This window comes from Natronogracilivirga saccharolytica, assembly GCF_017921895.1.
GTDB lineage: Bacteria > Bacteroidota > Rhodothermia > Balneolales > Natronogracilivirgulaceae > Natronogracilivirga > Natronogracilivirga saccharolytica.
Genome location: NZ_JAFIDN010000017.1, coordinates 1 through 24,040, shown reverse-complemented (window position 1 = coordinate 24,040; position 24,040 = coordinate 1). Strand labels below are relative to the sequence as shown.

Genomic DNA, 24,040 nt, shown 5'->3' with positions numbered 1-24,040 from the left:
GCAGATTTTGACTGTTTGCGGAAAAAAGTTATCGGGTCACGGCGATGTAGGCAGTGATGATGCTGGTAATGGTGGTCAGGCCGGTCATGACCAGCTGAATATTGCTGTTGCGCTGGGCGCGCTTTTGCATGTCGTAGGTCCGGGCTGCCTGGAGTTCGTCAAACGGCTCTCTGTCGACAAAAATGAGATCTCCGGGTTCAATGATGGTATCGTCCGGCCGGTGCCAGGAATTGGTCTGCGCCTTGATTACAAAAACCCGGTCTTCTTCGGCCGAGAGTGCAAATCCGCCGGCTTTGCTGATGAAGTCGCTGCTCGACTTGTCCTCGTCAAAATTATAGTAACCGGGCTGGTTTACCTGTCCGAACACAAATACCGTACCCTCGTTTTTCGGGATGTGCAGCCGGTCGCCATGATACAGGGTGACATCTTTAAGCTGATCTTCATCGGTAAGGTCAATGTAGACCCGGTTTCGGATAAGCTGGGCTTCCAGATCCAGATACTCAAATCCCTGCATCACCTGATCGGAGGTCCGGGTCAGTGCACGCGGGTCAAATGCATGACGGATGCCGTATTCGGTCCGGCCGGGCTGGGTCCGCATCAGATAGGCCGCCTGCGGAAGCGCCATGGAGGTAAGTCCCCCCGTTTTCTCCATCAATTCATACAATGTGGTCTCACCATCCTTTATAGAAAATCTTCCGGTGTAGTTGGCTTCACCAAAAACCTGGACATTTTCGGTGCGGCGTTTGTCACGATCGTACGGGATAATCACACGATCGTTGGGCTGCAGGTCGAATCCGGCAATGGAGGCGGAGTCGTCCAGAACGATGTCCCGGGCGCCTTCTTCTGTGACGCGGCTGACACGGATGTAGTCTTCGGCGGCATCGTATGTGGGGCCGCCGGCCATCTTGATCAGGCGGTCGATCGTGTCATCGGACCGGTACTCCAGTTCCAGGTCCTGATTTACACCTCCCGAAACCGAAACACGCGGGTTATGGTCGTGAAGTTCCTGGATATTGATGATATCCCCCTCTTTGACCACCGGGTTGGCACTTTCGTCACCGGTTTTGAGATACCGGTACAGGTCAGCGGTAACCTGTGAGCCGTCCTTCCGGTTGATTACGATGTTCCGGATCGCATATTGATTGCTCTCGATAAATTCCTGAGGATATTTATTTGCAAGCATGATCTCGTCCTCAAGATCATCCGCCACCGGCTCGAAAAAAGAGTGATAGACTGCCTGGTCTACCCTGGTTTGAGCCAGCACGATCTGGGGACCGGTAAACGGGACGTTGCCCACAACATTTACTTTCAGGTTTCTGGGGTGTTCAAGTGTCAGGGAAATCGACGTTCCGGGCAGCTCTTCCTGAACTTTGCTTTCAATCAGCTCCCTGGCCTCATCAAAAAGAAGTCCGTCGACTTTCACCGAACCTACGCGCGGAATCAGTATGGCTCCATGACTGTTTACCCGCATGCCGCGAAAAATTCCGCTTACATTGCCCTTGAGGGTGAGTCCGAGCAGGTCACCGGGGCCCAGCTCGTATGTATCGATGTCCAGGTAGGTTTCATGAAAACGTGCCAGCGTCATTTCGAGGCCGAGTTCATCGAAAAATAAATTGGATTCAATTTCCGGGCTCATCTGAATTTGCATCGAGCGGCGTCGTTCGTTGTCCTGGGCTTCCAGGCCGGATGGCAGCAGACCAATAATCAGAACGAACAGAAGGGAGAGTGCCGTCAGGGGCACAAGGCTGTGTTGGTACAACATGAGAGGCACTGTTATGGTACGTGTGAGAATATTCAGCTGATGATTTGAAAAATAATATACCGCTTACGGATAAAGCCCTGCCGTTAGCCGGGTTTCTGATAGCGGGAGAGCATGATTCCACCTACTGTTAACAAACAACCAAGATACTGCAAAATATGCAGTTTTTCACCCAAAAAAATGAGCCCGAAAAGGACTCCCAGAACGGGCACAAGGTTCTGATAAGTCGCCGTGCGGATGGCGCCCACATTCTTGATTCCGAAGTTCCAGATCAGGTAGGCCAGACCGATGGCAAATACGCCGCTGTAGGCCGCTCCGCCGTAGGCATGCACCGATATGGCGCTGTAATCAAGCCGGATCAGCGACGGGATCGCCACAATGATCAGCAGCGTGCCGCCGATGCTCATCACACTCGTGGCAAGAGTCAGCGGGGAGTATTTTTCGAGCAGTGACCGCGAAAGCAGCGTATAAACGGCAAATACCATGGCTGCTGAAATGATGATGGCATCACCGGCCAGCGTTTCGGACCGGAAGGTCAGCCCCTCTTCACCGCCGCCCATAATCAAAGCCACTCCTGTAAATGCCGCCAGAACTCCAATGGCCTGCACCCGGTACATTTTCTGCGAAGTGAACAAATGTGAAAAAACGGCAATCCAGACCGGAATCATCCCGAGCATGACCGCGGCATTGGAGGCGAATGTCCGGTCGATGCCTATGATAAACAGCATTTGATAGATCAGGTTGCCGAGCAGGCCCAGCAAAACCACCTTCCAGATATCGCGGCGCTCAATGCGGATCTTCAGGTTTTTAATCCAGACCACCACCCACATCAGAATAATTGCGAGCACAAAGCGGAAGGCATTGAATGAAAGCGGATCGATGTCGTCCAGGCTGTACTTGACCACGGAAAAGTTCAGCGCCCAGACGATGACGATGAACATCAGATACAGCTCTGCAAGTGATCTTCCGGATGTCTTGGATGCCATTCGTATTTGTGTTTGCTGCCTGTTTCCTGCCTGTTTGTGACCTGGTACTGCCTGATCTGCTGTCCGCCGGGTGCCGTTTTCGCCGGCGGGCCGGACCCTGCATCAGTCCGCGGAATTCCTCCGCAGAGGACATCGCGCGTATGATATCGAAATTTTGTATTTTATCCGACTGTGTAAAACCAACTCCTTGTACAAGTACTATTTTTGCAGAAAAACAATTCCAATCGTGATACAACGCATTCAAAGTCTGTTTCTCCTTCTTATTCTCCCCGTCAATATCGGCTTCGCTTTTACCCCCATGTTTTCTCATGCCATGCTGGATCCCAGCGGATGGCTGAGCAACGGCCTGATCGCGGCGCTGCTGTTTTCGATAGCACTCACTCTGTACACTATTTTCCTGTTCCGCGACCGGCAGAACCAAATGCGCTGGGTCAAGCGGGCCATGCTGTTCCAGGTTATTGCGGTCGGTATGGCGGTCGGCGTCTTTTTTACGGTAGGGCACATCGGGATGAACCTGATCGAAGAGGCGCTTTCGGTCGGATTGCTGGTGCTGGGCGTACTGCTTCAGTATATGGCACTCCATTATATATGGAAAGACGAGGAACTGGTCCGGTCGATGGATCGCATCCGCTGAAAACCCGCTGCCGCGCATGAGTGCCCATGACCAAAGCATCGGCGACCGTTTTCATCTGGTGACACCAAAGCTGATCCTGATGCTGATTGCCGGGATGGCAATGTTTGCATTTGCTCCCATCCTTGTGCGATCGGCCGGAGATGCCGACCCGTTTGCATTTGCCGCCATCCGGACCATGAGCGCCGCTCTGGTGCTGCTCCCGTTCTGGCTGTTACGGAAAAGCAAGGCCGATACGTTTTATGATACGGGAGATAAAGTCAGGGCCGCTGTTGCGGGAATGCTGCTCGGGTTTCACTTCATTTTCTGGATCCTGGCCCTGCAGAATACAACCATCGCCTCGGCATCCATACTGGTCACCATTCATCCCGTAATCCTTATTCTGATCGAAGCCGGACTGTTCAAACGCGTCTTCCCGCCGCTGGTATGGCTGGGGGTGATGGTGGCGTTTTCGGGATCGGTGCTGCTTGGTTATTCAGATGCGCAGTCGGTTACCATGTTTGAGCATGCGCTACTCGGCGATTTCTATGCGCTCATCGCAGCCCTGTTTTTTGCTCTCTACTTTCTGATCAGCCAGCAGCTCAGGCAGAAGTCCGACTGGCTCAACTATGTCTTCCGCGTATACGGGGCGACCGGGCTGACATGTCTGGCAGCGGCAGTCATTGCCGGCAGCGGAATCCCGGTGGAGCCGGCAGTCTGGCTGGCGGGAATCGCGCTGGCGCTGGGTCCGCAGATCATCGGTCACGGTTCAATGAACTATGCCGTCAAGTTTGTGGCGCCAACCCTTCTTGCCACACTCATCCTCACCGAGCCGGTTTTCGCCACGGTGCTGGCCTGGCTTATTTTTTCGGAAGTGCCGCCCGTTCTGACCTTTCCCGCCATGGCCATTATACTCTGCGGGGTGGTGATGACGTGGGCATCACGCAGATACAAGAAAAAGTGAGCGCCGGCGGGTTCGTAAGCAAACGTGAGCAAAATATTACGTTTGATTGGCGGATTCTAATAAAAAACAGGGCTGGAACCGCTATCAATTAAAAACATCTAATACTCCGGCGGAACAAAACGCCGTATTTTACGTGTATTAATAGCGAAACAGATTACGTTAACAAAAACGCAATTTAGCAGGCAATCAAAATCAGGAAATAAGATCGTCATAACCAGGAAAGAGCGATACGGGACAAAGCGACGCTACCCGCGTGACTGAGACAGGGAGACGAAACACACAAGATACAACATTGCTGATCATGCAGCATCCGGTACAGCAATAATATTGGCGATCAGGTTTCCGATTAATGTATGCGAATCAGGCCGAAACATATAGATACGATAGGAAAAAGTGCAGGACTTGGAGTTCTGCTGCTCTTCGCAACCGGTGTGACCTCCTGCGGGAGAGAGGATGAACATCATGAGGATGTGGTGGAATATTCGGAGCCGGTTGCTTTTGACTTTGAAGAGATCAAAGAGCGCGGAACCATCCGGATGATTACCCGGTACAACTCCAGTTCCTACTTTCTGCATCGCGGTATGGATCGCGGCTTTGATTATGAATTGGTTTCGCGGTTTGCCGACAAGCATGATCTCAAGGTGGAGGTAGTATTGCTGACATCCGATGATGATCCGATTGAACTGCTGAATCGCGGCAAAGGTGATATCATAGCCGGAAATTACGCCATTACCGGGGACAGGAAGCCGCATGTCACCTTTTCAAAGCCGTATAACTTTGTCAACCAGGTTCTTGTAAGCTCGGACCTGGATGAGCCGGTAGAAGATCCGGAACAGCTTGAAGGAAGAACCGTCAGCGTGCGCCGCAACAGTTCCTACTTCACCACACTCCAGCAGCTTCGTGAGCAGGGACTGGATGTCAACATTGATGTCGTAAGTGAGGACTGGAACACCGAAGCCCTGATGCTTGAGGTGGCAGAAGGACGGATGGAGGCCACCATCGCCGATGACAATCTGTACCATGTTGCTGCCAATTACATTGAAGGTGTGCAGTCCGGACTCGTTGTATCGGAGCAGGATACCATAGCCTGGGCTGCCCGGCAAAATGCTCCGGAGCTCAAAGAAAAAATGGACGACTTCATTCAGGAGCATTTCCGCATCCGTGAGTCGGACGGCAGGGTGCTCCGGTCCGCATTCCTCAACATTCTGAATCGCCGCTATTTTGAAGAGCAGGGACATGCCTCCCGGTTTGAGAACCGCAGATATGACATGGTACACACCGGGTACATATCGGCTTATGATGACCTGGTGAAAGATATCGCCGCTGATGCCGGAGTTGACTGGAAACTGGTTCTGGCAGTCATGGCTCAGGAATCACGTTTCGATCCCAATGCCAAGAGCTGGGCCGGTGCGATCGGCCTGATGCAAATCATTCCGCGTTTTTCCCGGGTGGAAAACGAAGCATTGCTTTACGACCCGGAAATCAATATCCGTGAAGGCGTCCGCTATCTGGACAAACATCTTAATCGCTACGCGCATCTTGACTCCCTGAACCAGTACGCCTTTGCTCTTGCCAGCTACAATGTCGGTATGGGACACATCGCTGATGCGCGGCGGCTGGCAGTACAGCTCGGCAATGATCCGGATGAATGGGAGAACATCGCCGATGCCCTGCTAAAGCTGATGAACAGGAAATACTATCAGCACGCCCGCTACGGATTCAAGAGAGGAATTGAGACGGTGAATTATGTGGAAGATGTGATGAACCGGTACGAGCGCTATCATGCCGTGGCAAGCCTTGCCGCCAATTTTGAGGATCGCAATATCCCGACACTTTCTGATCTGGGCCGGACAAACTGAGTCTGCACTGGCAGCGGGGATTCCAGGGGTTTGCATAACAACTTCAGGCTCTGAAGAAGGGCAAACACAGGAGCGTTACGTTCTTTTGCAAACGATAAGCGTCAGGTCATCGCTGATACGGTTGCCGCAGTAATCCGTTACGTCCGAAATAATACCGGCCAGAATTCCGGACGGATCCTGCTCACGCCTGCTGAGCACACTGTCAATCAAGCCCTGCTCGTCGAATTCCTCATCCAGCTCGTTCATCGCCTCCGTCACGCCATCCGTATAGAGGACCAGAATGTCGCCTTCGCCCATGACTGCTTGTCCGACCTTGTAGGGGGTCAGCGTCGGCATCGCGCCGAGCAGCACACCGCCTTCCGACAAACGGCTGATGTCACCGTTGCTCCGGATCAGAAGCGGCGGGTTGTGTCCGGCATTCACGTAATGCAGCACCTGGTCCTTGTGATCAAACCGGCCCCAGAAAAAACTGATGAATTTATCGCTCGGAGTATTCTGGTAGATCAGTGAATTGATCTGTCCGGTGGCCTCGGATAATCCGATGTCGAACGGTTGAAGTATGTGCAGCACCGATTGCAGATTGGCCATGAGCAGTGAAGCCGGAATTCCCTTGCCGGTCACATCCGCAATGGCCATAATGAGATTGCTCCTCACATCTTCTATCAGATCGTAATAATCACCGCCGACCTGATAGGAAGGGACATTTTTTGCCGAGACTTTGAGGTTCGGCGTTTCGGGAGGCGCATCAGGGAACAGCTTTTGCTGGATGGATCGGGCAAGCTGCAACTCCTCCTCCATCCGCTCCTTCTCAATCCGGTCCTCAAGAAGAAATGTTTTCTGGATCGACATCAGAGCCAGATTGCCGATCGATATCAGGAAGTTGAAATCGGCGGGCTCATACTCCTTGCCGTTGGCCCGCTTTCCAAGTCCAAGCACGGCCGGCTCGCCGCCTTCGTTGTTGAGTCTCAGCACAAGATGCAGGTCCAGCTCGCGCAGAAAAGGGTGCTTTGCAAGAAGCTCATCATCCACCCGGACGATGTTCTTTTCAAAACCCGAAAGGATGGTCATCTCATCGTCTGAAAGAGCCCGGGATAGTCCGTTTTGGGTAACCGGGACCGGCGAGCCCTCCCGCTGCAGTATCATCACAAATTTTCTGATAAACAGCTGTCCGAGCAGGGTGAACCGGAATATCCTTTTGATTTCCTCCCGGTCGATGGAGGCGTTGAAGGCCTTGCTCAGATCGAACAGCGTGAACAGCTCCTGGACTTTGTAGTCCAGTTTCCTGTTGGTGGTTCGAAGTTCGCTGACCAGTTCGGAGTTGGCAACGGCGATGCCGGACATGAATACCAGGCTTTCGAGGATTTCGATCTCCTCAGCGGATATGGGCTGGTTCCCGATTCGCGGACCCAGTGCAAGGATGCCGAGATGGCGTTCGCTGTGGCGGATGGCCACCAGCAATGATATTCCCGCCTGCTGCAGCGGCTGCAGTTCTTCGTGATCGGCACAAAAGAGGGAGCTGCGGTTTTTGAACAGACTTCTGGGGATCGCCACGCGCTCCGGCAGATCCAGGCGGCCTTTCTTCATCATGACCGGGTGCGATTTGCTGCGCGGTTCGTACCACAGTACGGCGGCCCGCGTCACCATCATCTTGCCCATGGAGATCAGAAGCAGATTGTTCAGCACAAAATCGACATCGTGCGACTCGATGAGCAGTCTGCTGGTATCCAGGATCGTCTGGAGGCCGAACTGGCTTCTCCTGTCGTCTCGGATTTCCTTCGGTTCAGACAAGGTACTCCATTTTAGTGACGGGTCAGCGTTTTTTGGTCATCCGGATTTCGTTGCGGGACTGTCTTTTCCGGTATTCCACATTGTCCATTAATTTACGGATGAGAAGGATACCGTAGCCACTTCTTTTTTTATTTTTCAGCTGCTCTTCCAGTTTGGGAGTCTGGTAGCTGCCCGGATCAAATGGTTTGCCTTCGTCAATGATGGAGACCAGCATTTCATTGTTGCGGAAAGCTACCGAGACGGAGATGTTTTTTTCCGGATTCCACTCATAGGCGTGCTTGATGATGTTGGTGCAGGCTTCATCCACGGCAAGTACGATGTCATTGACATCGGTTTCACTGAAGCCGAACTCCCCGGCGTGCGAGGCGACGAAACTTCGGATCTTTTCGAGCTCGTCGGTCGAGGCGCTGATACGCATGCTATGTTGCCGGATGGAGGGCACGTTGGGTCCTCATTGAAAAGTTGCTGAAATAAATTTGAGTGATGCTCACGTTCGGGTTGTCACACAGACTGCTGAAATCGTTTCAGGGCATCTTCTTCTGTATCGAGAATATCGTACAGAGTCGGAAAACCCAGCAGATCAAAAACATTAAATACTTTTGGCTTCAAATTGGTGATTTTGATATCACCGCCTAATTCACGGATTTCCTCGATATAAGCCATGAACACGCCCAGCCCCGCGCTGGAGATATACTCCAGTCCGGTGCCGTTTACTACTATTTGTACGGATTTTTCATCAATAAGTTTTTGCAGTTTTTCTTCAAGCCGGGGTGCGGTATGGGCATCCAGCTCCCCTTGAATATCCATGATAATGACATCGGAACGGGTACGGTTGCTGATCTCAAATGTGCTCATAATTCCTGATAGGTTCGGTGTATCAACAAAAAATTCCGGAAGCAGATGTCAGTGGCTCCGATATCAGATCGCCGGATCGGGAACCGGTTTTGTTTCACTGGTACGGATGACAATCAAAAAAGATTCACTTGTTTTCAAAAAAATGAAGCGGTGACATGCTGCTTGCCGGTCAATTGTTTCCAGGACAATATAACAGAAATGAGCAAGCGTGACAGCATAATTGTGCGGCAGCTACGGATGTTGCAGAGCATGGGAGGAAGATTTTTCGGCAGCGACAAGTGCGGCAGAGCGTAAAAGGAAGATCTTGCAGAAGGTGCGGTTATTGGCAAAGCGTGCCGGATAGCGGGCCGGAACAGGTTCTGCAGGGGGCAAAAAGGCAGGGGGATAAAAAAATAGGGCGATACACGTATCAGGTGTACCGCCCTAAACTATTCATCAAGAGAGACGCTACTTGAGCGCACATGAAATATAACACTTGTGGAGATAAACGCAAAACAAATTTCGACTTTTTTTTCTGATGCCGCAAATTCTGCAGCAATGGCCAGAAATTTGTATCATGCTTTCAAACCAATCATTTCAGATAGCATTTATTATGACGATCCGCATCAGTAATACAATATCAATCAGACGTTTAACCGGAATTCTGCTTTTCGGGACCCTCCTGGCTTTTGTACCGGCCGGTTCCCTGGCGTATGCAGGGGAAGCGGAGGCATCCGGACTTCATCGTATGTCGGAAACTTCGGACATCGAACGGGCAGTTGCGCATGTCCGTGACCATGGCATCGCCGTATCAGGCGTGGATGAACTGGATCCACTGATCGAGCGCGCCTCGGATAAGCGGCTGGTGCTGCTGGGGGAAGCTTCGCACGGCACATCCGAATATTATACCTGGCGTGCGGGAATCAGCCGGCGGCTTATCGAAGAGCACGGCTTCGATTTTATCATTGTTGAGGGGGACTGGCCGCTTGCCTATCACGTCAATCTGCATGTAAAGCATCTGGAAGAGGAGCCATCCGGCAGCCGCGAGGTCCTGGCCAACTTCCACCGGTGGCCTCAGTGGATGTGGAACAACGAAGAGGTGCGTGAACTGATTGAGTGGATGCACGAATATAATGAAGACCGGCCCGAGGCTGAGCGTTCCGGTTTCTACGGTATGGATATTTACGCACATGAAGAGGGGATGGATGATGTGCTGGCGTTTCTGGAAGAGCACGATCCCGACGCCGCCGGATCGGTCAGCAGCTACTACGGCTGTTTTACCCGCCACCCCGACATGCAATCCTATTTGCAGTCGGTGCACCAGACCGGCGATGACTGTTCCGAAGACCTTGAATCGGCCCACGAAATTCTTGAAATGCAGTTTGATGAGTATATGGATGCCGATTCCCTCCATTTTGTGCGGGCCTGGCAGAGCTCGCGCATGGTGGTTTTTGCAGAACGGCACATCCGCGGTAATCTTGAACGCGGACCGGCCTCCTGGAACCACCGCGTCGACCATTTTTATGATGCGGCGTATAACCTGCTCGATCTGTACGGAGATGGCGCCCGCGGCATCGTCTGGGCGCACAACACCCATATCGGAGACGCCCGGGCTACCGACATGAGCCGCGCCGGAATGCGGAATATCGGCCAGATTGCCCGGGAAGAGCTCGGGGAAGACCGGGTCTATGCTGTCGGATTCGGAACCTACCGCGGGGAAGTGCTTGCCGGACGCCAGTGGGAGGGGCAGATGGAGACCATGCAGATTCCGGATGCCGTGGAGGGCAGCTACGAATCGATCATGCAGCAGGCCGGTATATCACCGCTGCTGATGCTGTTTGATGATGCCGATGACCACCAGGCGCTCATCGAGCCAAGGGGAAACCGGGCGGTAGGCGTGGTTTACAATCCGGAACAGGATGCATCCCAGAATTTTGTCAATACGGTCATGCCTCAGCGCTACAATGCGTTTATCTTCTTTGAAGAGACCGGCACACTAACACCTGTTGAGTGATCATAACGGGGCAGCAAAAAAAAGCCGCCCCGGTGGCGCATATACCACCGGAAGCGGTTTTAGTTATGATATACCTGACGTAACCGGAATGTATATGCCGGAGTCAATCCGGGCGCGTGAGTATTGCCGGTTTCCTGTCCGCCCGGATGATCGCCGGTCGTTTGCCGGTCGATTGTTAATTCATCAGTGACTCGGCTATCTGCCGGCTGAAGGCCGGAAGGTCATCCGGCACACGGGATGTGATGATATTGCCGTCCACCAGCACTTCAGTATCCTCAAAGTTTCCGCCTGCTTCGGTGATTTCATCACTGATGCCCCCGACACCCGTGAGATTGCGTCCCGAAACCACACCGGCCGTAACCAGTACCTGCGGACCATGGCAGATGGCCGCTGTCGGCTTGTCAGTCCCGACAAATGCCTCGACAAAAGCGATCACATCTTCATTTTCCCGCAGGTTGCCGGGTGAGTGGCCGCCCGGGATGACAAGGGCGTCAAAGTCTTCGGGGGTTACTTCATGGATAGTACGCTCGACTCTTGCGGTGACATCGCTGTTGTATGCGGTATAGGATCCGCGTTCAATACCGATCATGGTGACCTGTGCACCGTGATTGATGAGATATCCCATCGGGAAAAGGGTTTCGCCGTCATGGAATCCCTCGGTAATCAGGAAGGCGACACGCTTGCCCTCAAGCTCACCGGGCTCCCCGGCCATGTCTTCGACTTGCTGCTCGCCGCATCCGGCCGTCAGTAACAGTGCCAGTGTGAGAAATGCAGGAAAAAACCACTTATTCAATGCTTTCATAACTTCCTCCTTGGAGTTGGTTGCAAATAGTGTTGTTGGTGTCCGGGAAACCATAATCAGAATAAATACTCATACGGACCCGGACAGTTGCTGCTTCAGGCTGCAATCACGTGAAATATTGTTGTCATGAATGCTGCCTGTAAATATGTTGCCATTAATGCTGCCTGAAATAATCCACTCTGAACTCTTCAACGATGAGGATATCCGCATATGATATTGGTATCCTCAAACCGAAAAGAGTACTGATGTAATACTGTACAGTGCAATATCGCTAAACAGCGGTGTTTTTTTCAAGTGTATTTGAATCTGCATGATGCGCATAGAATTGCAATGGTGATATTTATTCAGGCAATTCATTATCATGTGTGCAATGAAGACCTGCGACGTGATTTATGATAAAAGAGCAGAGACGTGCCGGATGATAAATCGGAAAGTGATATGCTGGTGAAAATCATTTCAGGAGCACAAACCGGTGCCGACCGTGCCGCACTCGATGCGGCTCTTGAACTCGGGATTCCCTGCGGCGGATGGGTGCCGAAAGGCCGGTATGCCGAAGACGGCGAGATTCCAGAACGCTATCCCGATCTGAAGGAGACACCGGATGCAGAGGTTGAGATGCGCACGGAATGGAACATCCGTGATTCGGATGCCACCCTTATTGTCTCGCACGGACCGCTGGAAGGCGGCTCCCTGTATACCAAAGTCAAGGCCGGAGAGCTGGGCAAACCCTGGCTGCATCTCGATCTTTCCGGTCTGAGTCACGATCAGGCCGTGACAACGGCCCGGAAATGGCTGGAAGATGTGCGTCCGGCTGTTCTGAATATCGCCGGATCGCGTGCATCAAAGGATTCTGACATATATGAGAAAACGGTCGGGCTGCTTCGCACGCTCCTTCCGCTGGTACGCTGACCGGCGGTACCGGCAAAAACGGATGCCGCCTGGTCTGAATAACGAATTTTGGAAGAGATCAAATCCGGTAAAAAAATGATACCCTTAAACAGGTTTGTGGCTCTGTTAAATCAGCAGACTGCTCAACTTTTCTATTATTATGTGAATAATTGCCGGATTTCATTACTTTGCCTGTATAAATATCAAGTTACAGGCAGACCGGCCGAAGGCTGGCGATTTGACCGCTGGGAAGGTGATCATGAAGGCGATGTATACATTGAAAGGTTTACCATTTCATCCGATGCAACCGTAACGGCCGTTTTTCGTGACGATATTGAAACCGGAACGGTTACTGATATCGATGGCAATGAATACAAAACCGTCGTCATAGGTGATGTTGAATGGATGGCAGAAAATCTGCGTGTGACACATTACCGGGACGGTTCGGAAATATTTCATGCTGCCAGCCGGGCCCAATGGCGTGACGATACCTACGATGGTAAAACCAAAACTGGTAAAGGTGCGTATTCGGTGCAGCCTCACGAGGATATTGAGGGGCTTGACTCTCAGGAAGACGTGATGCGAGCCTATGGTAAATTGTACAATGGCTTTGCAGTCGAAGACAGTCGTGGATTATGCCCCGATGGATGGGAAGTTTCAAGTAGTTGGCCTGCACTTGACCGGGTTGCGGCAAGATACCACGATCCGTGGCAAAGAGATGAAATCGATATCGATACAATGTTTAACAGCAATATGCTTAAATCACGCAGGCAAATAGACAGCCCCTATGGTGAGCCATGGTCTACTGATGAACATCCCCGCTGGGAATCACACGACCTCCATTTTGGAATTGATAATTATGGCTTTAATGCCGTACCAGGTGGTATGCGAAGTTTTGGTGGCCGTTTCCGATTCGTTGGCGAATCGGGTCTTTGGTGGGATAATGTCCGTAGCGGTTGGGATGAACATCAAATGTATTATTACCGGTTAAGTTACAATGAAGGCTTAAGCTCTGGTAGTTCATATGGTTTGTATATGAGGAAAGGACTTTCTGTTCGCTGTCCGCGTGATGCTCATTAAGTTGATTGATGATTGTGCGGATGTGAACAAGTCAGCCCCGGAGATTTTTTTACGATAAATGTGACCTCCTTCCATAAAACCGGGCCAATCTAAAAGAGAGAATACGTACAATATTATTACTTTTCACCAAAACATATTGCCATAAAAGCTTCCAGGATATTAATAATAAATACCCTGGGCGACGTTGGCAAGTGACCCCACCAGGACTCGAATTCTGTTCATTTAGAAGTAGAAAATCGAAGCGTATTAATGAAAAAAGCCCATTTTTCAACATATAAAGTGATTTTCTGACACATGCAAAATAGCAGTAAATACAAAAAATGTTTTACAATTGTTTTACAGTAGTTGTTGTTGGCTTTATATTCATTGCACAGATAAACCGAAAAAGCTACTCGAGAATATAAAAGTGCAATGGCGACTTCTATTCATCTTTACCTAAGAAAAGATGCTAAAAAACGCAACGGGGAATGCCCGATATACCTGCGAATAACTGATAACCGAAAGCATCGCTATATAAGTACGGGTGTATCGGTCCAGGAAAAATGCTGGAATCAAAAAAGGGAAATGGTTCGGCGTAATCACCCAAACCCGGATACTCTGAACGAAAAATTACAACAAAGAATCAAAGAAGCTCAAAATGCAGAAACGGAGCTTGGGCGAGGTGGTAAGGTTTCTGCGAAAGCAATTAGAGAGAGGATACAGGTTGGGAAAAAGGGGGATTTCTTTAACCTGGCTGATGAGTGGTATGATGAGTTGGTAGCGACCGGAAAGTATCATCAGTCCAAAACGCTCAAGGTTGTCCTAAAAAAACTTGAAAGCTTTGAGGGGGAGCGTTTGTTGCCTCTGAGCCAGATAGACACCGCTTATCTGGAGAAGTTTGAATCTTACATTTCCCGAACTTTCGAAAATAAGGGTAATACGATCAATAAAACCTTTAAGATAATTCGAAGAGTTCTCAAAATGGCCATGAAGGCCTACCTTATGAGAGAGGATCCTTTTATTAACTTTAAAGGGGCAAAACGAGTCAAGGATAGTGAGAAAACCAAATTGCATATTGAACAAATAAAGGCCATCGAGGAACTAAACCTTGCGACGGGATCAGCCCTTTGGCATGCAAGGAATGCCTTTCTGTTCAGCTTTTATAGTGGCGGGATCAGGTTTGGCGATATTTGTTGTTTAAAGTGGGAAAATGTAAAGAACGGCCGGCTGTCTTACAATATGAATAAAAATGAAAAGCCGTTCAGCACAAAGCTTAGCGACTATCACAAGGCAATTTTATCTGAATACTCAGGATCCAAAGATGAATATATTTTCCCGTTCCTGAACAGCAAAAAGAAATACGATCTATTGGATTTGCGCAAGGCTATCAGTTCTCGGAACGTCATAGTGAATAAAAACTTGAAGAAGATTGTCGAGCTGGTAAATGAAGAGCTGGAGAAAAATGACTGCCCGGAATTAATCATTGAAGGGAGCGTCTCTTTTCATGTTTCCCGTCACAGTTTTGCTCAGCATGCTGTGGAGTCCGGGCTGGATGTTTATGAATTAATGCAGACACTTCGGCATACCAAGATCGAGACTACGCAGAGCTACTTAAAAAGCCTTGATGAAAAACTTGCTGATAAGGCGATGAGTAAAGTTTTTTGAATGATCGAAAACTTCAAGATAGATTGAAATCGATATGGACAAACTGAAATGGGTTTGCTCTCACTATCAGGTAAAACCACCTAAAGAGCTTATCGGCCTACCAGGGCAAGGTATACAAGACCATCTGATTGAATTTAATTTTTTAGACTTGGATCAAGAAGCAATGACCAAGTTAAGTCTGGTAAGAGATGAGGTGGCAAAGATCAAGCAAAAAGATGATGCAGATGTGATTTTCGGTCGTTATGTATGGCTGAAAGAGGCTAAGACTTATTGTGATCAACTCTACAAACAGTACTATAGATCGGGGTTGTTGGGACATGCTCTTAAGAATGAGGAAGAATTCAGAGAGCCCGTCGGTTTCTTAAGAATCAGGAAATATGTCCTGGAAAAATTCAATGAGTATGAGGATCAGTATCAAAAAAAGCGGATAGACAGGCCTTACTGGGAATTGCCTGATCCAAAAAGTATTGCTGAAAAGTTTGTTAACCGGAGCCATAATATATCCGGTCGATACAATGTGGATGAAATTGCTCCTGTAATGAGAATAGCGGCTGAATATATATTTAAAGAAAAGATTACTGATATTCATCGACGTGTAAAGCCAATCGTAGATAATTGCAGCAGGTATGCTGGATCGGAAAATACAAAGAGGAACTGGATCGAGTTTTATGCTCGCAGCTCTGGTCTGAAAGTACCCAATGATGACGCTACCTGAACAGTATTTTAAAAGATCCAGATAGATTTCCAGATAGGTAGGGTCTTGTGTTCCAGATTTAAGTGCTTTTAGATTTTCAATAGGTTGATTAAATGAAAACAAAACATTGGAAATCATGAATGCTTATATCCCTACCCGAGAAGATTTAGAGCGGTTTATTCAAAAGGCCGTAGAAAAAACAGTCAAAGAGACCATTCCGCCTGCCTTTCAGAAAGCCACCCGAAAAAAGTGGCTCACCACAGATGAAGTAATGGAAATGCTGGACTGCTCAAGGAGACACATGCAGCATCTACGTGATTCCGGACAACTCCCTTATCACCAGCATAACAAGACTATTCGATATGACATTGATGAAGTCGAAGAGTTTTTGAATCGTGGTAAGGTAAGCGGGAGGTGCTCATGATGGATATGCAAAAAAAAAAGAGCCGGTCCTGGGGAGATTGGAAAAAGATTGGACCCAAGCTGTGTTCTGGTTGGGAAGTGACATCCAATCCTGTTTAGAATCCAAGCTCGAGGTGTCATAGGTAAATTTGCCGGATTATGATCTGGCAAGTTGAGGTGGGAGCGTGTGAAGTACATAAAAAAAGCCTGCCCTTTTCGGAGGACAAGCTTTATAATTTTGCTCACCTTAAAGATAAGGATCTATCATGTTTATGAACAACACTAATACAGCAGGTAAGAAGGCAGATACTGCAGAAAATGCAAGAACTGCAGAAAATGTAACTATTATCCGAGAGGTCGGAGAAGCTACGGCGTTGCCTGAAAACATCTACTACAAGCTACCTGATGGGCTAAGGCAGATGTGCTTTGCAATTACTAACCGTAATCAAAGGGATGTATTCTTCTTGGCGGCCTTGTCTGTATTGTCAGCACATATGAAAAATATAGACATATTACATAGTACCGGTATTATTCATCCGCAGCTGTTTGTAATGATCATTGCACCGCCAGCCTCAGGTAAGGGAATTGCCAGCAAAGCCAAGAAATTAGGCGAACCATTGCAGGATGAGTTGTACAAACAGGCAGCAGTAGAAAACAAAGGTTTGAATACGGCCTCTGCTGATAATAAGGCAAGAAGCGATAAACCCTGGCAGAAGGCTTTTTTCATACCAGCGAACTCTTCTGACAGGGCTTTCTTTGATAGGCTCCATGAAAATTCAGGCAGAGGGCTGGTCATCGAAACTGAAATAGACACTCTTCTGAATGCCATGGATAAAGAATGGGGGAACTACTCTGACGTACTTCTGAAAGGTTTCCAACACGAAACGGTTTCTATTAACAGGAAAGAAGACTGTCTCTACATAGAAAAACCAAATTTTTCTATATGTCTTACGGGAACTCCCGTCCAGTTTAATCGAATGTTCAAAAATCCCGAAAACGGATTACTGTCTCGCTTTGGACTATACACATTCGAGGGAGATACAGAATGGCAATCACATGCACCAAAGCGAGTTGGCACTTCCTTGGATACTGAAGTGAGAAAAAACGCCAAGATGTTCTACAAGATATTCACTGAACTGGACAAATTAAGTTCACCTCTGGATTTTCAGTTAAGTACTGAATATTGGAGCTCTCTTGATTCCGTATTTAAAGCAATTAATAATAAGATTAGGGACTATGGGCTTCCGGATCTTCTGCTAAGCTCAAATCGCAGGGCACCTTACCATGTTCTAAGAATTGCCTGTGCACTGGCTGTATACAGACACTTTGAGAAAGGGGAAGATATATTTCCAGGTATGAGAGTCATTCCTGAAAATGATGATATAGATGTTGGCGTGGAACTGTCAAAAATGTTTGTTAACCATACAAACCAAATGATTGGATTTCTTCCCCGATCGAACAACCTGTCTAATAAAAGTCAAAGGTATCGAGAATTTTATGAGGCACTACCGGGTGAATTTACTACTCGTGAAGCTCAGGAAATTGCAAGCGAGTTAGGAGTCCCAGAACGAACATGTGATGGCTGGCTTTCTAACTACATGGCCGACTTTAAGAACATAAAACACGGTCATTATCGAAAACGCAAGTGATATACCCACCCTCCAAGCCCCGACTTACCAAGGATTGATAGGTGGTCGGGGTTTGGAGATGGGTTGCAGTTCTTGCAGTTCTTGCAGTTTCTGCAGTAAGTATGTCGGTACGCTATTTCTTGGAGTTATGCTATCGTTTGGTTGTTGTTGTGGACAGCAGTAAAGGTCTGTCAAGTTGATTGCACCGGTTATGTTACTCCCCCACCCTCTGTGCGAGGCCCCTCTACGCGCGCGAAAAGCCTGTACAGTATATGTGCATGCAACTATGTTGCAATACTAATTCTCTGATTAAGCCTAACCACAAGCCGGCCGTGGCGTAACAGAGGCAAGCCCTCATGAATAGCCGTGGCAGGGGTTCGCTGACCTGGGGGCATGGCGGCTCTCTTATCGCAGCTCCGGCGCCTTTTTACCCCTAAGAGTGTGGACGGGAGATATGTGTAAAAAGGGGGCGGGGGTCGGATTCGGATGTAGTTTCCGGATTTCGTTGAAAACCATACTTAACCCAACCATTCCCCCTACACCCGGCTGTGGACGTCGCAGCCGCTGTCAATTTCAACCCAATCTGGAGGTGCACCATGCAATCAATCGAAGACTACACTGATCACCCAATTTGGCTGCTCCAAAGCGCTGATGACTTGGAAGCAGTAATAGAGGCTCACCAGGTAGCCAAGGAGTGTGGCGTCAAATTCGCCTATCAATATCTCACTCGTTAACTCGGAGGTGTCGTTATGATCGAACTTGCATTAGTAGCCGCCACGGTGTACTTCGTACATCGTTCATGGTCAGTCTATAAGACTGGCTATGATAAAGTAAAAGGTGTAGCTAAAAAGGCTACGTATCGTGAGCAAGAAGCTCTTACTCAAGAAGAGCTTCGCAAACTCAAACAGCTACTCAATCAGTAGCTCATTAGACACCCTCAGGGGTGTCTTTTTTTTTCTGTAGCCACGCTTGCGGGCTACGCTTTTGGGCTCCGCCCGCTGCGCTCACGGCCGCATCCATAAGCCCACGAATGGAACATTGCATGGTCAAGCACTATTGCATCATGCTACGGCTAGCTGGCCACGGCTCTGGGCAATACCCCGCTATTCATCACTCCCGCTCCCCTTATGTGTGGGCAGGATATGCCCTTGAACCAAGGGAGCGCCATGTCATGGCTCCTTTCTCACCTTCACTTAAATCCAATCGCTATGACCTTATCACCCAACATCGACAACTGTGCTGTGGAACACTCACAACTGGCCGAAGTCCAGCTCAAGTACCGCTCGGGCAATCCCGGCCGCCAACCACAGATCAACACGCCCGAGGCGGCTGTGGAGTACCTGCGCAGCATCTGGGACCGCGATGCCATGGAAATCTGCGAGGAGTTCGTTGTACTTATTCTCAACGCCTCGAAAAAATGCCTGGGCTGGTGCAAACTCAGCAGAGGCGGGGCGACGGCCACCGTCGTCGAACCGGCCCATGTCTTCCGGGTTGCCCTGCTGGCCAATGCCCACTCCATTGTTGTCGCCCACAACCACCCCTCCGGCAACACCAACTTCTCCCGGGCCGATATAAACCTGACCAAGAAGCTGGTCGAGTCTGGAAAGCTGCTGGACATCTCCGTAGAAGATCACATCATCCTGACCGCCACGGACTCGGTATCCTGCCGCCAAAGCGGGCTGATGTAGCCGGCCAACCCTTCCCCTTACGCTCGGGTGCCAACGCTCTTCCGGCATCCCCTGCTACCATCCAAATCACTGCCATGTCCTGCCATGCTGCGCCCAAGCCACATCGGGCCGGCAGGGGGCATGGCAGATCCTATCAACCCTAAATGGAGTACAACTATGGAACTCGAACACTTCTACTTTCCCGTCGAAGAGCGGGAGGTTGCCCTGACCGGTAACGGCCAGCCCGTATCCGGCTACAAGGCGATCGTCAGCCCCGGCAATGGCCAAGATGAACTCATCTCGGTCGCCAAGGACACCTACAAGCTGGTGCCGAACCGCCAGGTCATTGAGCCGTTTCTGCAGCAGGTGCACGCCCTGCAGACCCGGTGGTACATCGACCCATCGCACACGTTCGCCGAAAAGAACCGGATGCGCCTGCAGATCACCTTTCCGGACCTGGCTATGCATGACGGCGAGTCGCTGATTCCACTGTCGATGTACCTGCATAACAGCTACGATATGAGCGAAGGGGTCCGCGTGTTCTTCGGGGCTATCCGGCTGGCCTGCAGCAACGGCATGGTCCTGGGCAACATTCTGGGCTCGTTCTACGGGCGCCATACCAAGGGATTTGCCTTCGACCGGCTCGCCGTAGCCTTCGACGATGCCGCCGAACGGATCGAGGCTGTCCAAAGCCATGTCCGGTACTTGCAAGAGTCCACCCTGAGCCGGGATCGCTACCAGTGCCTTGAGCATTCGCTCGGCAAAAAGCGCATTGCCGAGGTGCTTGACCCGCAGCAGTCCCTGGCCGCCTCGCAATGGGAGGCCTACAACCGGCTGACCTATCACATCAGCCATGATGTGGACAAGCCACGGCGGGCCGAACTCCAGCGAAAACTCAGCGGCGTATTCGAGCTGTAGCCGCCGTCAACCGCAACCCCTAACCATAAAATCCATGATACCACTTTGGGTTCGCATGACCATGAACCTGCTGCTGGTTCTGAAAACCGCTGGGGCTGCCATGGCCCTGTACCGGCAAAACAGCCACGCCATTGCCCGCATGCTTCGGCATGTGAGCGGTGGCAAGATCACCATTACACCCATCACCAAACCGAAATACCATGCCTATGCAAACCATCATCACCGCCGCGGTCATCGCCCTGAACGTGCTGGCCGCGGCAGGCTCCAGCCAAACCGGGTCTATGAGTCCGGTGGTCCAGGAGTTCAGCGTACAGCTCAACGAGGCAACAGGAGGGGTCTTTGAGCCCGACTGGCATCACAAGCGGCCTCTGGAACGAGCTATCCTACTGTCCGGCGACAGCGACTTTGCCTCGCTGCGCACCATCGTCGCCCGCATGGCCGGTCAGTATTACGACGTCCGCATCATCGACGGTTGGTCCTATGCCAAAGAGGAGCAGGCCTACCAAGTCCGATTGCTTGTCGGCACCAATATCGTGGACGTCTATTACTTCACAGCTTACCAAGTCATCAACATCGTTCAACGCAAACCAAAGGAGGACTCATGACTACCATAACCACCAACAACGCCCCGAAGACCACCACGGCCAAGACCAAGGAATCGCTGTTTGCCATCGGCGAGTCCTTCGCTGCCCTGGAGTCGCTCATCGAAGAGCATGACGGAGAGTTAACCGAGACGATCGACCAGTGGCTGGCCGAGTATGAGGCCAAACAGTCCGACAAGATCGACGCCTACTGCTATCTGGTCGAAAAGTACGAGGAGATTGCCTCAGAGGCCCGCAGGTTGGCTCAGAGAGCCACGGCCTACAAGAACAAGGCCTCTGGGCTCAAAGAGCGGCTCAAGGTCTATCTGGAGCATCAGGGCACCGCCAAGGTCGAAACAGGTCGGTTCACCGTAAGCGTAGGCCGCAACGGCGGCAAGCTTCCCGTGGAGCTGCATGAAGGCGTCGCCCCGGAGGATCTGCCCGAGGCTTTCCAGAAGATCCGCGTGGAGGCCGACAAGGACCGCCTGCGCGAGTCGCTACTGAATGAGCAGTCCGAGTTGAACCGGCTGGCCTATGTCGGCGACCGGGGCACTCACCTTCGCATCACATAAACGCATCACAACCATGAATCACAAACAGGAGGTAACTATGTTTCAAAAAGCCAAACGAAGCAGCGCCAAAATCAAGCTGGCCATTACCGGGCCGAGCGGGTCGGGCAAGACCTACTCGGCGCTGAGGCTGGCCACCGGTCTGGCCGAAAGCGGCAGGATTGCCGTACTCGACACCGAAAACAACTCGGCGAGCCTGTATGCCGATGACTTCGATTTCGACGTCGCGCCCATCAGCCCGCCCTTCACCAACGACAAGTTCGTTAAAGCGATTTATCAGGCCGTGGAGCTGGGCTATGAGGTCATCATCCTGGATTCGGCTTCGCACTTTTGGGAAGGGATTCTGGAGTACAAGGACGCCCTGGACAAACGCGGCGGCAACTCGTTCGGCAACTGGGCTGATGCCAACAAACAGTACAAGGCCATCCTTGACGCGCTTCTGCAGTCCGATGTCCACCTGATTGCCTGTCTGCGCTCGAAGACCGAGTATGTGGTCGAGAAAAACGAGAAAGGCAAGTCGGTGCCCAGGAAAATCGGTCTGGCTCCCATCATGCGTGACGGGGTGGAATACGAGTTCACGACCGTCTTTCAACTCGATGCAGCTCATCAGGCCATGGCCGACAAAGACCGCACCGGATTGTTCACGGATAAGATCTTCCTGATCACCGAGCAGACCGGACAGAACATTGCCGGATGGCTTGGCGGAGGTAAGGGCCTTGTTGGCCCGGAAAAGGCGTTACTGTCCGAATTTGAAGCTCTGGGCGCCCAAATCTACGATGACTGGGAGGCCAAGAAGGCCGAGTTCTGCAGGTACATCAGCGGTGGGGAGCACAGCGACCCAGGCCGGCTGGGCGAGGATGACTACCGCACGCTCATCGACGGGATGAAGCGCAAGCAGCAGACACTGGCCGGCTCGCTGAACCACGAACCCTAACCCTTAACCGAACCTCGCTGCGGCGGGGTTCTTTTTTTTTTGAGCAAGTCGAAAATTTATACCGGATAGGCACTATTGGAAGGCACCCGTTGTGGTGGATAGGTGGTTTTTACAGATTTTCGTGAATTTGTCATTGAAAAGTCCTACACTTATATACAGAGCTTGTTCATCTGCACGGGGATTTATGCATAATAACCAAGAGGAGCGGTATGAAACACCTGATACTATTTGCCACAATAAGCGTATTTAGCGCTACAACAGCCACAGCCCAGTTTGCCGGAGGATCAGGCACCGAAGATGATCCGTATCAGATTGAAACCGTTGAGCAGCTTCAGGACATCCGTAATCATACGGACAAGCACTTTATCCAGATTGCCGATATTGATGCGAATGAGACCAAGACTAGGGGTGTATTATAACTGCTAAGTAATTGATATAAATCATATATAATATGGCGTGGTTCTTAGCTTTAATTATTCAATACTATATACACGTTCTCAAGCGGTTTGCAGATTTTAATGGAAGAGCGAGGCGTTGGGAGTTTTGGGGTTTTGCACTGTCTAATTTTATAGTTGCTTCAATGATATTGATTTTAGATCATTTTGCTGGTACTTATGATCCAGATGCTGCAACGGGGTTTTTTAGTATGATTTATGCAGTTATCATTTTTGTCCCCGGGTTATCAGTAAGTGTTAGACGTCTTCATGATGTTGGATATAGTGGATGGATGTTTTTAATTGGTCTCATTCCCATAATTGGCTGGATATGGATCTTAATTACATATTTAAAAGAAGGGCAGAGTCATTCAAATAAATACGGTCCAAATCCAAAAAAGTATAAACAGAATAACACGCAGCAAACTGGTCAAAATTCTGATAATGTGCCAATTAGGAGTTCTATTAATCAAAAACAGAAACAAGAGTTTCAATGTAAGAGATGCAAAGTAAGGGTTTCTGTAGATGACAGTTTTTGTTGGAACTGTGGAAATGACTTTAGAAGAGCAACTTGCATTTATTGCAAATCAGAGGTATCAAGAAAATCAAACTTTTGTTCTAAATGTGGGAAAAAAATAACCCCTTAGGCTGGATAGTCCTCAATTAAAGTTCTGCCGTAGCTTGCAGGCAATATGGAGAGGCCTGTAAAGATTCCCGGAAATCTTACAATCAATTGGAGATAAGCAACTTTATAGAAAACCGGTAGACGATGTTCGTGAATTAAAATAATTCATTGCGAAATAGTGATTTAAAGAGTGTTCTAACCCGCTAATGAATACATTCGAAAAAATCAAAAAACATTGCTGTCCACTTAAAATAAGTTAAGGGACAATTGGTTGTAATTCGGTTCTTTGACAACTTGATAGTTCACGTTTTTAAGCAACTCATCAACGGGTGTTTTATCTAAAAGTGATATACCCAGAAC

At 49.9% G+C, this 24,040-nt stretch carries 24 protein-coding genes; 18 read left to right on the top strand and 6 right to left on the bottom strand.

Annotation, left to right across the window (positions count from 1 at the left end; translation table 11 throughout):
• Window positions 1-28: 28 nt before the first annotated feature.
• Both NATSA_RS14690 and NATSA_RS14685 read right to left on the bottom strand, forming a co-directional pair.
• Window positions 29-1,762, bottom strand: coding sequence for an SLBB domain-containing protein (locus NATSA_RS14690; RefSeq protein ID WP_210513373.1), 1,734 nt, complete (start codon window positions 1,760-1,762; stop codon window positions 29-31).
• An 83-nt stretch (window positions 1,763-1,845) separates the two neighbouring features.
• Window positions 1,846-2,745: a DMT family transporter gene (locus NATSA_RS14685; protein ID WP_210513372.1), complete on the bottom strand. Its 900-nt coding sequence runs from the start codon at window positions 2,743-2,745 to the stop codon at window positions 1,846-1,848.
• Between the two features lie 226 nt (window positions 2,746-2,971).
• On the opposite strand from NATSA_RS14685, the gene NATSA_RS14680 reads away from it, so the two are divergent.
• The 3 genes from NATSA_RS14680 (at window position 2,972) to NATSA_RS14670 (ending at window position 6,178) form a co-directional block, all read left to right on the top strand.
• Window positions 2,972-3,379, top strand: a complete 408-nt coding sequence (locus NATSA_RS14680; RefSeq protein ID WP_210513371.1) for a DUF4293 family protein — start codon at window positions 2,972-2,974, stop codon at window positions 3,377-3,379.
• Between the two features lie 16 nt (window positions 3,380-3,395).
• Entirely contained in the window at window positions 3,396-4,319 is a 924-nt protein-coding gene (locus NATSA_RS14675) for a DMT family transporter (protein ID WP_246481856.1), read from the top strand.
• Window positions 4,320-4,672: 353 nt separating this feature from the next.
• A complete protein-coding gene (locus tag NATSA_RS14670; RefSeq protein ID WP_210513370.1) occupies window positions 4,673-6,178 on the top strand; it encodes an MltF family protein in 1,506 nt (501 codons plus the stop codon).
• 75 nt (window positions 6,179-6,253) lie between these two features.
• On the opposite strand, the gene NATSA_RS14665 is transcribed toward NATSA_RS14670, so the two are convergent.
• The 3 genes from NATSA_RS14665 to NATSA_RS14655 all read right to left on the bottom strand — a co-directional run bounded on the left by NATSA_RS14665 (window position 6,254) and on the right by NATSA_RS14655 (window position 8,821).
• Complete coding sequence (locus NATSA_RS14665; RefSeq protein WP_210513369.1) at window positions 6,254-7,966, bottom strand: SpoIIE family protein phosphatase; 1,713 nt, start codon at window positions 7,964-7,966, stop codon at window positions 6,254-6,256.
• A gap of 22 nt (window positions 7,967-7,988) precedes the next feature.
• The gene (locus tag NATSA_RS14660; protein ID WP_210513368.1) at window positions 7,989-8,384 is read right to left on the bottom strand and encodes an ATP-binding protein; all 396 of its coding nucleotides are present in this window, start codon (window positions 8,382-8,384) and stop codon (window positions 7,989-7,991) included.
• An 83-nt stretch (window positions 8,385-8,467) separates the two neighbouring features.
• Entirely contained in the window at window positions 8,468-8,821 is a 354-nt protein-coding gene (locus NATSA_RS14655; protein ID WP_210513367.1) for an STAS domain-containing protein, read from the bottom strand.
• Between the two features lie 592 nt (window positions 8,822-9,413).
• Here NATSA_RS14655 and NATSA_RS14650 point away from each other — a divergent pair.
• A complete protein-coding gene (locus tag NATSA_RS14650; protein WP_210513366.1) occupies window positions 9,414-10,814 on the top strand; it encodes an erythromycin esterase family protein in 1,401 nt (466 codons plus the stop codon).
• Window positions 10,815-10,989: 175 nt separating this feature from the next.
• On the opposite strand, the gene NATSA_RS14645 is transcribed toward NATSA_RS14650, so the two are convergent.
• The gene (locus NATSA_RS14645) at window positions 10,990-11,616 is read right to left on the bottom strand and encodes a type 1 glutamine amidotransferase domain-containing protein (RefSeq protein WP_210513365.1); all 627 of its coding nucleotides are present in this window, start codon (window positions 11,614-11,616) and stop codon (window positions 10,990-10,992) included.
• Between the two features lie 411 nt (window positions 11,617-12,027).
• Between NATSA_RS14645 and NATSA_RS14640 the strand changes: the two genes are divergently transcribed.
• The 14 genes from NATSA_RS14640 to NATSA_RS14575 all read left to right on the top strand — a co-directional run bounded on the left by NATSA_RS14640 (window position 12,028) and on the right by NATSA_RS14575 (window position 23,702).
• Window positions 12,028-12,525, top strand: coding sequence for a putative molybdenum carrier protein (locus NATSA_RS14640; RefSeq protein WP_210513364.1), 498 nt, complete (start codon window positions 12,028-12,030; stop codon window positions 12,523-12,525).
• Between the two features lie 48 nt (window positions 12,526-12,573).
• Window positions 12,574-13,584 (top strand): fibrobacter succinogenes major paralogous domain-containing protein, encoded by a 1,011-nt coding sequence (locus tag NATSA_RS14635; RefSeq protein ID WP_210513363.1) that lies wholly within the window; start codon window positions 12,574-12,576, stop codon window positions 13,582-13,584.
• A gap of 411 nt (window positions 13,585-13,995) precedes the next feature.
• On the top strand, window positions 13,996-15,228 hold the full coding sequence (locus tag NATSA_RS14630) for a site-specific integrase (RefSeq protein WP_210513362.1): 1,233 nt from the start codon (window positions 13,996-13,998) through the stop codon (window positions 15,226-15,228).
• Between the two features lie 34 nt (window positions 15,229-15,262).
• Window positions 15,263-15,943: a hypothetical protein gene (locus NATSA_RS14625; RefSeq protein ID WP_210513361.1), complete on the top strand. Its 681-nt coding sequence runs from the start codon at window positions 15,263-15,265 to the stop codon at window positions 15,941-15,943.
• Between the two features lie 115 nt (window positions 15,944-16,058).
• Window positions 16,059-16,346: a helix-turn-helix domain-containing protein gene (locus NATSA_RS14620; protein WP_210513360.1), complete on the top strand. Its 288-nt coding sequence runs from the start codon at window positions 16,059-16,061 to the stop codon at window positions 16,344-16,346.
• A gap of 250 nt (window positions 16,347-16,596) precedes the next feature.
• Window positions 16,597-17,973: a DUF3987 domain-containing protein gene (locus NATSA_RS14615; RefSeq protein WP_210513359.1), complete on the top strand. Its 1,377-nt coding sequence runs from the start codon at window positions 16,597-16,599 to the stop codon at window positions 17,971-17,973.
• Window positions 17,974-18,701: 728 nt separating this feature from the next.
• A complete protein-coding gene (locus tag NATSA_RS14610) occupies window positions 18,702-18,875 on the top strand; it encodes a hypothetical protein (RefSeq protein ID WP_210513358.1) in 174 nt (57 codons plus the stop codon).
• Window positions 18,876-19,160: 285 nt separating this feature from the next.
• Window positions 19,161-19,640: a JAB domain-containing protein gene (locus tag NATSA_RS14605; protein WP_210513357.1), complete on the top strand. Its 480-nt coding sequence runs from the start codon at window positions 19,161-19,163 to the stop codon at window positions 19,638-19,640.
• A 156-nt stretch (window positions 19,641-19,796) separates the two neighbouring features.
• A complete protein-coding gene (locus tag NATSA_RS14600; protein WP_210513356.1) occupies window positions 19,797-20,537 on the top strand; it encodes a DUF932 domain-containing protein in 741 nt (246 codons plus the stop codon).
• Between the two features lie 206 nt (window positions 20,538-20,743).
• Entirely contained in the window at window positions 20,744-21,142 is a 399-nt protein-coding gene (locus NATSA_RS14595; RefSeq protein ID WP_210513355.1) for a hypothetical protein, read from the top strand.
• Complete coding sequence (locus tag NATSA_RS14590) at window positions 21,139-21,690, top strand: siphovirus Gp157 family protein (RefSeq protein WP_210513354.1); 552 nt, start codon at window positions 21,139-21,141, stop codon at window positions 21,688-21,690. The genes NATSA_RS14595 and NATSA_RS14590 overlap by 4 nt, the downstream gene beginning before the upstream one ends.
• 37 nt (window positions 21,691-21,727) lie before the next feature.
• A complete protein-coding gene (locus tag NATSA_RS14585) occupies window positions 21,728-22,621 on the top strand; it encodes an ATP-binding protein (RefSeq protein ID WP_210513353.1) in 894 nt (297 codons plus the stop codon).
• A gap of 209 nt (window positions 22,622-22,830) precedes the next feature.
• The gene (locus NATSA_RS14580; RefSeq protein WP_210513352.1) at window positions 22,831-23,040 is read left to right on the top strand and encodes a hypothetical protein; all 210 of its coding nucleotides are present in this window, start codon (window positions 22,831-22,833) and stop codon (window positions 23,038-23,040) included.
• Between the two features lie 32 nt (window positions 23,041-23,072).
• Entirely contained in the window at window positions 23,073-23,702 is a 630-nt protein-coding gene (locus NATSA_RS14575; protein ID WP_210513351.1) for a DUF805 domain-containing protein, read from the top strand.
• Window positions 23,703-24,040: the final 338 nt, after the last annotated feature.

Coding starts and splice junctions, on each gene's coding strand:
- NATSA_RS14690 (WP_210513373.1), bottom strand. CDS start 1,762: ATGTTGTACCAACACAGCCTTGTGCCCCTGACGGCACTCTCCCTTCTG.
- NATSA_RS14685 (WP_210513372.1), bottom strand. CDS start 2,745: ATGGCATCCAAGACATCCGGAAGATCACTTGCAGAGCTGTATCTGATG.
- NATSA_RS14675 (WP_246481856.1), top strand. CDS start 3,396: ATGAGTGCCCATGACCAAAGCATCGGCGACCGTTTTCATCTGGTGACA.
- NATSA_RS14670 (WP_210513370.1), top strand. CDS start 4,673: ATGCGAATCAGGCCGAAACATATAGATACGATAGGAAAAAGTGCAGGA.
- NATSA_RS14660 (WP_210513368.1), bottom strand. CDS start 8,384: ATGCGTATCAGCGCCTCGACCGACGAGCTCGAAAAGATCCGAAGTTTC.
- NATSA_RS14655 (WP_210513367.1), bottom strand. CDS start 8,821: ATGAGCACATTTGAGATCAGCAACCGTACCCGTTCCGATGTCATTATC.
- NATSA_RS14650 (WP_210513366.1), top strand. CDS start 9,414: ATGACGATCCGCATCAGTAATACAATATCAATCAGACGTTTAACCGGA.
- NATSA_RS14645 (WP_210513365.1), bottom strand. CDS start 11,616: ATGAAAGCATTGAATAAGTGGTTTTTTCCTGCATTTCTCACACTGGCA.
- NATSA_RS14630 (WP_210513362.1), top strand. CDS start 13,996: ATGGCGACTTCTATTCATCTTTACCTAAGAAAAGATGCTAAAAAACGC.
- NATSA_RS14625 (WP_210513361.1), top strand. CDS start 15,263: ATGGACAAACTGAAATGGGTTTGCTCTCACTATCAGGTAAAACCACCT.
- NATSA_RS14620 (WP_210513360.1), top strand. CDS start 16,059: ATGAATGCTTATATCCCTACCCGAGAAGATTTAGAGCGGTTTATTCAA.
- NATSA_RS14615 (WP_210513359.1), top strand. CDS start 16,597: ATGAACAACACTAATACAGCAGGTAAGAAGGCAGATACTGCAGAAAAT.
- NATSA_RS14610 (WP_210513358.1), top strand. CDS start 18,702: ATGATCGAACTTGCATTAGTAGCCGCCACGGTGTACTTCGTACATCGT.
- NATSA_RS14605 (WP_210513357.1), top strand. CDS start 19,161: ATGACCTTATCACCCAACATCGACAACTGTGCTGTGGAACACTCACAA.
- NATSA_RS14600 (WP_210513356.1), top strand. CDS start 19,797: ATGGAACTCGAACACTTCTACTTTCCCGTCGAAGAGCGGGAGGTTGCC.
- NATSA_RS14595 (WP_210513355.1), top strand. CDS start 20,744: ATGCAAACCATCATCACCGCCGCGGTCATCGCCCTGAACGTGCTGGCC.
- NATSA_RS14590 (WP_210513354.1), top strand. CDS start 21,139: ATGACTACCATAACCACCAACAACGCCCCGAAGACCACCACGGCCAAG.
- NATSA_RS14585 (WP_210513353.1), top strand. CDS start 21,728: ATGTTTCAAAAAGCCAAACGAAGCAGCGCCAAAATCAAGCTGGCCATT.
- NATSA_RS14580 (WP_210513352.1), top strand. CDS start 22,831: ATGAAACACCTGATACTATTTGCCACAATAAGCGTATTTAGCGCTACA.
- NATSA_RS14575 (WP_210513351.1), top strand. CDS start 23,073: ATGGCGTGGTTCTTAGCTTTAATTATTCAATACTATATACACGTTCTC.